Annotated in this window: 8 protein-coding genes; 4 read left to right on the top strand and 4 right to left on the bottom strand. The window is 61.7% G+C overall.

Going from position 1 to position 12997, the window contains the following annotated elements; genetic code table 11:
* Window positions 1-28 precede the first annotated feature (28 nt).
* Both ACWHVV_RS03190 and ACWHVV_RS03185 read right to left on the bottom strand, forming a co-directional pair.
* Window positions 29-700, bottom strand: coding sequence for a DNA polymerase III subunit epsilon (locus ACWHVV_RS03190; RefSeq protein ID WP_447928044.1), 672 nt, complete (start codon window positions 698-700; stop codon window positions 29-31).
* A gap of 4 nt (window positions 701-704) precedes the next feature.
* A complete protein-coding gene (locus tag ACWHVV_RS03185) occupies window positions 705-2522 on the bottom strand; it encodes a putative nucleotidyltransferase substrate binding domain-containing protein (protein WP_447928043.1) in 1818 nt (605 codons plus the stop codon).
* 569 nt (window positions 2523-3091) lie between these two features.
* Here ACWHVV_RS03185 and ACWHVV_RS03180 point away from each other — a divergent pair.
* From ACWHVV_RS03180 to ACWHVV_RS03165, 4 genes are all read left to right on the top strand, one after another.
* Complete coding sequence (locus ACWHVV_RS03180) at window positions 3092-3352, top strand: DUF4212 domain-containing protein (RefSeq protein ID WP_447928042.1); 261 nt, start codon at window positions 3092-3094, stop codon at window positions 3350-3352.
* Between the two features lie 3 nt (window positions 3353-3355).
* Complete coding sequence (locus ACWHVV_RS03175) at window positions 3356-5152, top strand: sodium:solute symporter family protein (RefSeq protein WP_447928041.1); 1797 nt, start codon at window positions 3356-3358, stop codon at window positions 5150-5152.
* A 105-nt stretch (window positions 5153-5257) separates the two neighbouring features.
* The gene (locus ACWHVV_RS03170; protein WP_447928040.1) at window positions 5258-5770 is read left to right on the top strand and encodes a hypothetical protein; all 513 of its coding nucleotides are present in this window, start codon (window positions 5258-5260) and stop codon (window positions 5768-5770) included.
* 94 nt (window positions 5771-5864) lie between these two features.
* Window positions 5865-9803 (top strand): hybrid sensor histidine kinase/response regulator, encoded by a 3939-nt coding sequence (locus ACWHVV_RS03165; protein ID WP_447928039.1) that lies wholly within the window; start codon window positions 5865-5867, stop codon window positions 9801-9803.
* 221 nt (window positions 9804-10024) lie between these two features.
* Here ACWHVV_RS03165 and ACWHVV_RS03160 read toward each other — a convergent pair whose 3' ends face one another.
* Both ACWHVV_RS03160 and acs read right to left on the bottom strand, forming a co-directional pair.
* Complete coding sequence (locus tag ACWHVV_RS03160; protein ID WP_447527822.1) at window positions 10025-10687, bottom strand: response regulator; 663 nt, start codon at window positions 10685-10687, stop codon at window positions 10025-10027.
* Between the two features lie 231 nt (window positions 10688-10918).
* Window positions 10919-12868, bottom strand: coding sequence for an acetate--CoA ligase (gene acs, locus ACWHVV_RS03155; RefSeq protein WP_447928038.1), 1950 nt, complete (start codon window positions 12866-12868; stop codon window positions 10919-10921).
* Window positions 12869-12997 lie beyond the last annotated feature (129 nt).

The following is a 12997-nucleotide window of genomic DNA, read 5'->3' as shown; positions in this document are numbered from 1 at the left end:
TGCCACCCAACAAAGCCTTCGAGCGCCTTCAAACCTCGAGCGCGGCGTCGCGCTTGAGCCGCATGTACAAAAGCGCACAGGCGCTGGCCTCGCCCAGAAGCGACGGCCAGGGCAGCGCCAGCCGCGAGTGGCTGAGCGCCTGACTAAAGCTTGCCGCCTGGGGCTCTACCGGCGAGCGCCGGGCCTTGCGCTGATAGAGCCTGGCCACATCGACCTGGGCGTTGGGCAACTCGAAGCCGAGCCGCGCGTTGAAAAGCCGGTTGATCGGTACCAGCGCCTTGCCAAGCCCCCACCCCACCACCGGGCGGTTGCCGATAAACTCGGCAAGTGCGGCGATGTTTTCCGCCGTCGGGGGGAGCGGCGCAAAGATTCGGTGCTGGGCGATGCAGTGTCGGGCGATGCAGTGTTGGTCATTGGAAGGACGCTGGCGGCGGCGCTTTATTCGGGCCTCATCCGCCAGGGTAGCGACCCAGGCACTGCGGGTGTACACCTGGCGCTGGTCAAACACCACCGCGGCGATGCTCAAAATCTCGCTATCCTGGGAAAACCTGAACGCCAGCGCCACGAGCTCCTCGCCCAGGTAGGGGTGAAAAAGCCACTCGAAGGCGGAGCCGGAGAAGCGGCGCCGGTCGCTTTCGCGCTTGACGAGCGTGCGCAGCGAGCCGCCCAAAAGCGATGCGTATCGGTCCGTGAAGCGCATACGGCTACGCGTACTCCAGATGATAGCGATGGGTCAGCCGCGACTTGAACTCCTTGACGATATGCAGCGCCTCGCGCAGCAGGTCGCGCTCAAGCGAGGAAAGATGCTGCACCACCACGTGGTTGGTCGAGATGCTCGTCGACGCCTTCGCCTCGGCCAGTTGCTGGCGCAGGCGAAGCTCCGTGAAAAGCGCCAGCGCCTCGCCCAGGTCCTCGGCAAAGCGCTTCTCCAGCCGGCCGTCATCTGCCAGCGCTTCGAGGCGCTCGAGCGTGCCCACGGCTTCGATACGCCGCTCCAGCGCCATGGTGCGCACGCCGTGAACGATGGGAAAGATGCCGCCCTTTTTGATATCGATGCCGTGCTCGCGCTTTTTAAGCGAACCAAACAGGGTCAGGGGGGTGGAGAAGCTCAGCGCAGCGCGGGCCAGGTAGCTCAACAGCAGCTCGTCGCCGGCGCAGCGATCAAACAGTGCCTGCTGCACGCGCCGGGCAAGCTGCGCGTTGCCGGCCATGGGCTGGGCGTCGAGCAGGATGGCAAGCTTCATCAGGCTGTCGCCGTCGCGCCGCTCGGCCCAGCGCGCGATACGCGCTTGCCAGACCGCTACGCTGCCGACCCACTCCGGGTTGGAGACCATGATATGGCCGGGGCACGGCGGGTAGCCAAGCGTGATCAGCGTATCGGTCAGGCGCTGCATTTGGGCCGCGACATCCGGCCAGCTCTGATCGTCTTCGAGAATCAGCGCGTTGTCCTGATCGGTCTTGAGGATTTGCTCACCCCGGCCTTCGCTGCCCATGACCACCAGGCAGCACTGCTGTTCTGGCGCCTTTGGTACGCTAAACGCCCAGGCCTTGTGGATGATGCGCGCGTTAAGCGCCGCCAAAAGCTCCATGACAAAGCGAAGCTTCACGCCTTGAACCATCAGCGCCTCGACGAGCTCCGGCGTACGCTGGCTCGCCATGGCCAACGCTTTTAGATCACTGGCCTTCTCGATTTGTAGCCCCACCACGTAACTTCGGCTGGAGAAGTAGCTCAGCACGTCGGTGAGCTCGACGATGCCGCAAAGCGTGTTCTCCTTCATCACGACGACCCGGGCCACCTTGTGGCGCGTCATCAGCACCAGCGCCTCGAACAGATACTGCTCCGGGGCGGCGGCGACCAGCGCGGTGCAGGCCAGAGCGTCGATGGGCGTGGTTTGGGGCTTCTGCTCGACGACCAGGGCGTTGAGCAGATCCGTTTTGGTGACCATGCCGTAGCCGCCCTGGGTGCTGACCAGCAGGCTGTCGGCCTGGTGCGCCAAAAGGGTATGGACCGCGCTTTGAATGTTTTGGCCTGCCTCGATGACGATTGGCGCGCGCATGCATTCGCGCACCCGGGCCAGCATGAACCCGGCCATGGTGATCCCGTCCACGGCGCGCCGTTCGGTAAGAAGCCGCGCTTTGTTGGCAAGCGACTGCTTGAAAAACGCCTCGAACGCCGGATAGTGCTGGCAAAGCGCGCAGAACGCTGCCTTGGGGAGCACGTAGCAAAGCGTCTCCTGCTCCGCCTCGAAGCGGTAGCGGCTTTGGCCGTTTAAAATGCTGATCGCCCCGAACACATCCCCCGGGGTGTAGTGGCCGATGCGCGCCTGCGCCTGGGGCATCGCCGGGTCGAGCTCGGCGACCTCGCCTTTATGGATGATGAACACGCCTTCGCCGGCCTGGTGGGCCTCTAAAATGATATCGCCAATGTCGAAGTAGGCAAGGTCCAGGCCACTGCGCACGCGCTCGAGCCCCGCTTCGTCGAGCAGAGAAAATGGCAGCCTGGTAAGATCGACCTCGATCATGGATCACCCCGATAAAAATGGCCCTTTAACATAGCGGCTTAACATAGCGGCGTACTCAAACGTCTCGAGACTTATCGCGATTATTGTCGGCATTACTAAAGTCTATATAAAACGACCGGGAAGTCCTTTTCTGAAACGTTTAAAAGTGCGCTGGAAGAGACTCAAGACGGCTCTTTCAAAGTAGCGGATAGCGCTTTATGACCACCTATAGACTATCGTCCCATCCGGACTAAAGTCGTACTCTTTTGGCGTAAAAACGTGAACACATAGAGTAATTTACCTGTATAAAGCAGTCTGCCAAGGGCGCCTTTAGTCCGTGATACCAAAGTCTGGATTTCTTTTTTTCATTTATTGGCCAGTATTACCTTGAGTTCACAAAGCCAATAACTCCTCGGGACAAACATTATCGAGACGTTTAACGCGGCATAGGGGGTCGCGCAACGAAGCGTCACACTCATCGATTTGGCAAGGGCACTTTCGACCCGGTGGTTTTATCTGCGCGGTTCAAGGCCGCAAACCGCTGTGAAGACACTTTCCAACCTTAAAAACCATAAACGGAGAGCATCATAATGGCAGATGACAAATCCAACGCTGCTGCATATTGGAAAGCCAACGTTCGCTTGATCACGGGCTGCCTGGTGGTCTGGGCATTCGTATCTTACGGCTGCGCGATACTGTTCCGCCCGCTGCTGGCCTCGATTTCCGTGGGCGGCACGGATCTCGGCTTCTGGTTCGCCCAGCAGGGCTCCATCCTTACCTTCATCGTGCTGATTTTCTTCTACGCCTGGAGAATGAATCAGCTCGACAAGAAATTTGGCCTGGGAGAGTAAGCGATGAGCCAGTTTGCAATTAACCTACTGTTCGTGGGCGCCTCCTTCGCGCTTTATATCGGCATTGCGATATGGGCGCGGGCCGGCTCCACCAAGGACTTCTACGTCGCCGGTGGCGGCGTTCACCCGATCACCAACGGCATGGCCACCGCCGCTGACTGGATGTCGGCGGCGTCGTTCATTTCCATGGCGGGTTTGATCGCCTCCGGCGGCTACGCCAACTCCACCTTCCTGATGGGCTGGACCGGCGGCTTCGTGATTCTGGCCATGCTGCTCGCGCCGTACCTGCGCAAGTTCGGCAAGTTCACCGTGCCGGACTTCATCGGTGAGCGTTTCTATAGCCGCACCGCTCGCGTGGTCGCGGTCATCTGCTTGATCATCGCCTCGGTGACCTACGTTATCGGCCAGATGACCGGCGCCGGCGTTGCGTTCTCGCGCTTTTTGGAAGTGCCCAGCACCTGGGGCATCTGGATCGCCGCGGCCATCGTCTTCCTCTACGCCGTTTTCGGCGGCATGAAGGGCATCACCTACACCCAGGTGGCGCAGTACATCGTACTGATCGTGGCCTACACCATTCCGGCGGTGTTCATCGCCATGCAGTTGACCGGCAACCCGATCCCGATGTTCGGCATGTTCAGCACCCACTCGGAATCCGGTGTGCCGCTTTTGCAGAAACTCGACGACGTGGTCAACGCACTCGGCTTCCAGGACTACACCGCCGATGTGGATAACAAGCTCAACATGGTGCTGTTCACGCTCTCGCTGATGATCGGTACCGCCGGGCTTCCCCACGTCATCATCCGCTTTTTCACCGTACCGAAGGTGGCGGATGCACGCTGGTCCGCGGGCTGGGCGCTGGTGTTCATCGCCCTTTTGTACCTGACCGCCCCGGCCGTGGCCTCCATGGCGCGTTTGAACCTGATGACCACGGTGTACCCGGAAATGACCGGCCAGGTCGAGGATTACGAGGCCGCCGCCGCCGAGCCGATTCTGTACGCGGACCGTCCGGCCTGGTTCCAAACCTGGGAAGAGACGGGGTTGATCACCTACAACGACCTTAACGACGACGGCCGTATCCAGTTCTACGACGACACCAACGAGGACTTCACCGGCACTGCCGAAGGCCGCGGCTGGGCGGGCAACGAGCTGACCGTCAACAACGACATCCTGGTACTCGCCAACCCGGAAATCGCCAACCTGCCCGGCTGGGTCATCGGTTTGATCGCCGCCGGCGGTATCGCGGCTGCGCTTTCGACCGCCGCCGGTCTACTGCTTGCGATCTCCTCGGCGATCAGCCACGACTTGATCAAAAACACCATCAACCCGCGTATTTCCGAGAAAAACGAAATGCTGGCGGCCAGGATCTCGATGGGGGGCGCGATACTGCTGGCCACCTATCTGGGCCTGAACCCGCCTGGCTTTGCCGCGCAAACCGTGGCACTGGCCTTCGGTATCGCCGCGGCGTCGCTGTTCCCGGTATTGATGATGGGTATCTTCTCCGTGCGCATGAACAGCGCCGGTGCCATCTGCGGCATGCTCTCGGGGCTTCTGGCGACCCTTCTGTACATCTTCACCTACCTTGGCTGGTTCTTCATTCCCGGCACCAACATGCTGCCCAACACGCCGGATAACTGGTTCATCGGTATCTCGCCGCTCTCCTTTGGCGCGGTGGGTGCATTGATCAACTTCGCCGTGGCCTTCGCCGTGTCGAGCGTGACCGCTGCACCGCCCAAAGAGATTCAGGAGCTGGTCGAAAGCGTACGCTACCCGAAAGGGGCTGGTGCTGCCGTTGACCACTAAGCCATACTGCTGAATCCGCCTTCAAGGCATCACCACAACGTGAACGCGGGCTTCCCAAGGGGAGCCCGCCTTCTTTTTAAAAGAACAGTATTAGGAAACGCGCTTATGATTTGGCACCTGGTTGCCGCTGTATTTGCTGCCCTGGCGGCGGCGGGGGTAGGGCTCATCCTTCGCAAGCTGTCCCGGGGGCGCCTGCCGAAATGGATCGTGCCGGTAATGGCGGGCCTGGGGATGCTGGGCTACCAAATTCACGTCGAATACAGCTGGTTCGATCACAAGAAGGCACAGCTTCCCGCCTCCACGGAAGTGGTCGATAGCGCCACGGGCACCGAAATATGGCGGCCCTGGACCTTCTTTTTTCCAATGACCACGCGCTTTAGCGTCATCGACCAGCAGAGCATTCAGCGAAGCGGCGAAAACGCCGAGCTCGCCGAGTTCATGCTCTACCACTTCGAGCGCCACCACACCGATCTGGTCATCCCCAAGGCCTACGTGCTCAACTGCGAAAGCCGCGAGCTGGTGCCGCTCGACGACGATAGCGGCGAGCCGGAGCTTCAAGGCATGCGCACGCTAAGAAGCACCTCCGAGCTTTTAGAAGCCGCCTGTCGCCAGGCTTAAGGATTCAACATGCCCCTGACGGCCAAGCCGATTTAACCTAAACTAGGCGGCTTCAAAGGCAAGCCCATCGCACGGCTTACGGCAGGAGAAAAGCATGTTTCACGGCGGGCTTCTCGTTGCGGTCTCCCTTTTATATATCGCGGTGCTGTTCAGCATCGCCTGGTTTGGCGACCGCCGCGCGCGTACCCGCGGTGCCAGCCGCCGCCGGCCGATCATCTACAGCCTGGCGCTGGCGATTTACTGCACCTCCTGGACGTTTTACGGCGCGGTGGGCCAGGCGGCCACGGCGGGCTGGTCGTTTGCGAGTATTTTCGTCGGCCCGATTCTGACCTTTTTGCTCTTCTGGCCGGTGCTGGCCAAGATGATTCGCGTCGCCAAGCACCAAAACGTCACCTCGATTGCCGACTTCATCGCCTCGCGTTACGGCAAGAGCCAGTCGCTGGCCGCCTTCGCAAGCCTGGTGGCGCTGATCGGCACCCTGCCCTATATCGCGTTGCAGCTCAAAGCCGTCTCGACCACTTTTAGCGTGCTGACCGAAAACAACGCCCCCACCGGGGCGCTTTTCAACGATACCGCTTTTTATGTGGCGATCGTCATGGCGCTTTTCGCGGTTCTGTTCGGCACCCGCCACACCGACGCCACCGAGCATCACGAGGGCCTGATCCACGCCGTCGCCTTCGAGTCGCTGGTCAAGCTCTTCGCCTTTGTCGTGCTGGGCGCCTTCGTCACCTGGGGCATGTTCGACGGCCTGGGCGCGTTAATGCATCACGCCGAAACCCAGCTGGGCTTGCAGCGCCAGCTCGCCAACCAGGATTTCGGCCAGAGCTTCTGGGCGCAAACGCTTTTAGCGATGCTGGCCATTTTGTGCCTGCCCCGCCAGTTCCACGTCGCCGTGGTCGAAAACATCCATCCGGACGACGCCACCAAGGCGCGCTGGCTCTTCCCGCTCTACCTGCTGGCGATCGCCTTTTTCGTGGTGCCGCTGGCCGCCGCCGGGCTTTATCTGTTCTCGGAAAGCGGCGTGGAGCCCGACACCTACGTGCTGAACCTTGCCATGGCCTCCGGCCACGAGTGGCTGACGCTGTTGACCTTCATCGGCGGCTTCTCCGCGGCCACCGGCATGGTGATCGTGGCGGCGGTGGCGGTGTCGATCATGATCTCCAACGAGATCGTGATTCCGGCGCTTTTCCGGCTGCGCTGGTTCGACACCAAGGCGCGGGACTACGGCCGGCTGGTGCTGCGTGCCCGGCGCCTGACGATCATCGCCGTACTGGCGATGGCCTACGGCTTTTACCAGTTGATTGCCGAGTTCACCTCGCTCGCCTCGATCGGCATGCTCTCGTTTGCCGCCGCCGCCCAGTTCGCCCCGGCGGTGATCGGCGGGCTCTACTGGAAGCGCGGTAACCGGCTGGGTGTCGTCATCGGCATGAACGCGGGCTTCGCGATCTGGACCTACAGCCTTTTGATGCCGGCGATGATCGGCGCAGGCGTTTTGCCCCAGGCGTGGCTCGCTGGCGGGCCGCTGGGTATCGGCTGGCTCTCGCCCACGGCGCTTTTTGGTTTGAACCTGGGCGATAGCTTCACCCACGGCGTCATGCTCTCTTTAGGGGTGAACCTGTTTTGCTATATCTTCGTCTCCCAGGTGAGCTCGCAGCGAGTGGTCGAGCGCATCCAGGCGTCTCTTTTCGTCGACAGCGTCGAGACCCGCCAGACCTCGGTCAACCGCCCCTGGACCGGGGCCACTACCGTCGGCGATCTCAAGGTGCTCTGCGAGCGTTTTCTAAGCGCCGACCAGGTGACGCGCGCTTTCGAGGACTACGCCGGGCGGGCCGGCAAGCCGCTGGATAACGCCACCCGCGCCTCGATCGACGTGATTCAGTTCACCGAACGCTTTCTGGCGTCGGTGCTCGGCGCCTCCTCGGCGCGCATCGTGGTGAACTCGGCGCTGCAGGGCCGCGGTATCGGTATCTCGGATGTCATTTCGATCGTCGACGAGGCCTCCCAGGTGCTGGAGTTCAACCGGGCGCTGTTGCAGGCCACCATCGAGAACATCAACCAGGGCATCAGCGTGGTCGACCAGAACCTGCGTCTGGTGGTCTGGAACCAGCGCTATCTGGAGCTTTTCCGCTTTCCCGATCACTTGATCCGGGTGAGCGCGCCGATCGATCGCATCTTTCGCTACAACGCCCACAACGGCGAGTACGGCCCGGGGGACCCGGAAGAGCACGTCGAGCTTTTGATGGATAACATTCGCAAGGGCCAGCCCCACCGCTACGTGCGCTACCGCCAGGACGGCAGCGTCCTGGAAGTTCAGGGCACGCCGATGCCCGGCGGCGGCTTCGTGTACACCTACCAGGACATCACTCAGCAAAAGCATATCGAAGAGGCGCTGATTCGCTCGGAAAACAATATCCGGATTTACACCGACAACGTACCGGCACTGATCGCCTACTTCGATAAAGAGAGCCGCTACCTCTTTACCAACCGCGCCTACGAACAGGCCTTTGGCATCGACCGTAACGCGGTGATCGGCCGCCGTTTCGAAGATGTCTTGCCGGTGAAACAGGCCGAGGAGCGCCTGCCCTGGGTGAAGCGGGCCCAAAGCGGCGAGCGGGTGAGCTTCGAAGTGGCCATGCGCGTGGACACGCACATGCGCTACATGCTGGTGACCTACACACCCCACTTCGGCGACAGCCAGTCTATTCTGGGCTTTTTCGCGCTGTATCAGGACATTACCGAACGCCGCCAGGCCGAGATCGCGCTCAAGGAGACCAACGAGACCCTCGAGGAGCGGGTGCGCGAGCGCACCCAGGCGCTCTCCAAGGCCAACGCCGCGCTGCGCCAGGAGAACCGCGTACGCGCCGAGGCGGAGCAGGCGCTGCGCCAGGCCAAGCAGGTCGCCGAAGACGCCAACGCCTCTAAAACGCGCTTTTTGGCCGCGGCGAGCCACGACCTGCTCCAGCCCTTGAACGCGGCCCGGCTTTTCACCTCGGCGCTGATGCAAAACGAGCAGGAAAGCGGCACCCAGCGCACCATCGGCCATATCGACAACTCGCTGCAGGCCGCCGAGGAGCTCTTGAGCACGCTGCTGGATATCTCCAAGCTCGACGCCGGCGCCTTGACCCCGCGGCGCAGCCATTTTGCGCTTTCGGATATCACCCGCCCGCTGCGCGCCGAGTTCGATGTGATGGCCGACGAGCGCGGCCTGGATCTCAAGGTCGTGCCCACCGCGCTCTGGGTCGACTCCGACCCGCAGATGCTCAGACGCATCGTACAGAACTTTCTCTCCAACGCTCTGCGCTACACCCAGCAGGGCCGCGTGCTGCTGGGCTGTCGCCGCCAAAACGGCCGCTTGAACATCGAGGTGTGGGACAGCGGCCCGGGGATCCCCGAGTCGAAACTCACCGAAATCTTCCAGGAGTTTCGTCGTCTGGATCAGGTATCGCGCCACAAGGAGAGCGAAAAAGGGCTGGGGCTGGGGCTCTCGATCGCTGACCGGATGAGCCGCGTGCTGGATCATCCGATCAAGGTACGCTCCTGGCCGGGGGTGGCCACGGTGTTTTCGGTCAGCGTGCCGGTGGTGGCCGCCCAGGAGCGCAGCGCGGATGCGAGCGAGGCGCCCACCCGGCGCGGCGGCAACAAGCTGGCCGGCGCGCGGGTCGTGTGTATCGATAACGAAACGCTGATTCTTGAAGGCATGACGGCGATGCTCAGCGGCTGGGGCTGCGAGGTATTCACCGCCACCAGCATCGGCGGGGCGAAGTCGATTTTGCGTAACATGGACGGCGACCCGGACGCGATTCTGGCCGACTACCACCTGGATAACGAGGTCACCGGCCTGATGGCGCTGGAGGCGCTCAGCGAGCGTTTGAAAGGCGCGGTACCGGGTATCGTGATTACCGCCGATCGCACCGAGGAGGTCGCCGAAGAAGTGAAGCGCTCGGGCTACCAGCTCTTGCTAAAACCGGTCAAACCCGCCGCCCTGCGCGCGCTTTTGACCCGCACGCTACAGGCCAGCCGCGCTAGAACCTAACGCTAATCCAGGAAGCAGCGAAATACAGATGCTGGCTTCCCATGGTTCGCGGGCTCGGGTAACCCGTAGCGGGGGTCTTTCGCCAGGGATGGCGAAAGTAGCCTACAGGGAGGTATTCATGGCGCCCCCGCGTAGGGTTGCGCGAGCCCGCATCAGCCACCAAAAGAAAACCTCGCTTATGGATACCATAAGCGAGGTCTCTGAAACTCACATACCCGCGGTCAGGATTCGACTTTCGGCGGCTCGACCTCGAGTTTCTGGGCGGCGATCACGGCCTGGGTGCGCGAGTGAACGCCCAGCTTGCGCAGGATCGCGGTAACGTGAGCCTTGATGGTCGCCTCGGAGACGTTGAGCTCAAAAGCGATCTGCTTGTTCAAAAGCCCTTCGGTCAGCATGTTGAGCACGCGAAACTGCTGCGGCGTAAGCGAGGCGATCGCCTCGGCAAAGCGCGACTCCTCTTCGCTGGTCTCTTCCAAAATGCCGGCCAGCGCCTCGGGCAGCCATACTTCGCCCTGCAGGATTTCACCGACCGCCTCGGCAATCAGTTGCAGCGACGACGACTTGGGAATAAAGCCCGAGGCACCGTAGTCGATGGCGCGGCGCACGACGTAGGGTTCGTCGCTACCGGACACCACCGCTACCGGCACGTCGGGCATCTGACCGCGAAGCTGGATAAGCCCCGAAAAGCCGTGGGCGCCGGGCATGTGCAGATCGAGCAAAATCAGATCCGCGTCCGGGTGGCGGTTCACCACTTCGGTGGTAGCTTCCATGGTATCGGCTTCGACGATCTCCGCCTGGGGAGCCAATTGACGCAACGCCTGGGTGAGCGCTGCCCGAAACAGCGGATGATCGTCAGCGACGATAAACTTATGGGCTACTGCCATGATACTCCTCCGGTTCCTCGAGCGCGGGACATCTTTGCCGCAACGGCTAGCTCATACGGTTTAGCATGGTACCCCATGGGCTTTAAGTTACAAAAGCTCCGCCATGCACAATTTGTCATTCGTTATTCGGCGTAAAAAAACGGTGCCGGCTAAGAGCCGGCACCCGAACGGTTATGACCTGCGTTCAACTTAACATAGCCTGCCATTCAGCGTCTGATATTCCTTGACGGGCTACTGCGTGGCGCGGTGCTCGATCAGATCGTCGACCACCGACGGATCCGCCAGCGTGCTGGTATCGCCAAGCCCCTCGCACTCGTTGGCGGCAATCTTGCGCAGAATCCGACGCATGATTTTGCCCGAGCGGGTCTTGGGTAGCCCCGGCGCCCACTGGATGACATCCGGCGAGGCGATCGGCCCGATATCCTTGCGCACCCACTGGGTCAGCTCCTTCTTGAGCTCGTCAGAGGCCTCGATACCATCGTTCAGGGTGACGTAGATATAGATGCCCTGGCCTTTGATATCGTGAGGGAAGCCCACTACCGCCGCCTCGGCGACTGCCGAGTGCGCGACCAGCGACGACTCGATCTCGGCGGTGCCCATGCGGTGGCCGGAAACGTTCAATACGTCGTCCACCCGCCCGGTGATCCAGTAATAGCCGTCTTCATCGCGCCGGCAGCCGTCGCCGGTGAAGTACATGTCGTCGTAGGTCGAGAAGTAAGTCTGCACGAAGCGCTCGTGGTCGCCCCAGATAGAGCGCGCCTGGCCAGGCCAAGAGTCGAGCACCACCAGGTTACCTTCGGTTGCGCCTTCGAGACGATTGCCTTCGTTGTCGACGAGCGCCGGCTGGACACCGAAGAAAGGCCTGGTGGCGGAACCGGGCTTGAGGTCGGTCGCGCCGGGCAGCGGCGCGATCATGATGCCGCCGGTTTCGGTTTGCCACCAGGTATCGACGATCGGGCATTTTTCGTTACCGATCACCCGGTAGAACCACTCCCAGGCCTCCGGATTGATCGGCTCGCCGACCGAGCCCAAAAGGCGCAGCGAGTCGCGTTTGCTTGAGTCCATCACGCTGTCGCCGTGGGCCATGAGCGCGCGCACCGCGGTCGGCGCGGTATAGAGGATATTCACCTTGTGCTTGTCGACGATCTCACCGATGCGGCCGTGGCTTGGGTAGCTGGGCACGCCTTCGAACATCAGCGTCGTCGCGCCGTTGGCCAGCGGCCCGTAAACGATGTAGCTGTGACCGGTGACCCAGCCGACATCCGCCGTACACCAGTAGATTTCGCCTTCCTGGTAGTCGAACACGTACTGGTGGGTCATGGCCGCGAACAGCAGGTAGCCGCCGGAGGTGTGCTTGAGCCCTTTGGGCGCACCGGTGGAACCGGAGGTATAGAGAATGAACAGCGGGTCTTCGGCGCCCATCGCTTCCGGCGCGCACTCGGTGGATTGCTGATCGACCAGATCACTGAACCAGATATCCCGCCCCTCGTGCCAGTCGATATCGCCGCCGGTGCGTTTGACCACCAGCACGTTCTTGCACACCTCGGTGCCGTCGCGGGTCAGTGCGGCGTCGACGTTCTCCTTGAGCGGCACCTGTTTGCCACCGCGCACGGACTCGTCGGCGGTGATGACCAGTTTGGAGTCGGCGCCGATCACGCGCTGGGCAACGGCGTCCGGCGAGAAGCCGCCAAACACCACCGAGTGCACCGCGCCGATACGGGCACAGGCGAGCATCGCCATGGCCGCTTCGGGAATCATCGGCATGTAGAGCGTGACCGTGTCGCCCCGGCCGACGCCCAGGGACTTCATCGCGTTGGCGAGCTGGTTGGTGCGCTCGTAAAGCTCGCGGTAGCTTACGTGCTTGGTGTCATTCGGGTCGTCGCCTTCCCAGATGATCGCGGTTTGGTCGCCGCGCTTTTCCAGATGGCGGTCCAGGCAGTTGGCGGCGACGTTGAGCGTGCCGTCCTCGAACCAGCGGATATCGACATTGTCACGTGAAAACGAGGTGTTCTTGATGGTGCCCGGGGCCTTGATCCAATCGAGTCGCTTGGCCTGCTCGGCCCAGAAACCTGCGGGGTCGTCGATGGAGCGCTGGTACAGGGCCTCATAGGTGGCCTTGTCAGCCCATGCATTAGCAGCGATGTTATCGCGCACCGGATAAACGTTCTTATGCTCGCTCATGACACTGCCTCAGTCCGTGAAATTGCAATTATTGGAAAACGGCGCCGCCCGTGGAACGTGTCGGGTCAGGCGGGCAAATATCAACCTAGCTTAAACCTACTTAACGCACCTTCCCCTTAGACATTGGTA

Source organism: Vreelandella sp. EE27 (assembly GCF_968206495.1).
The sequence above is the reverse complement of the archived record's forward strand: the minus strand, read 5'-3'. Positions and strand labels throughout refer to the sequence as shown.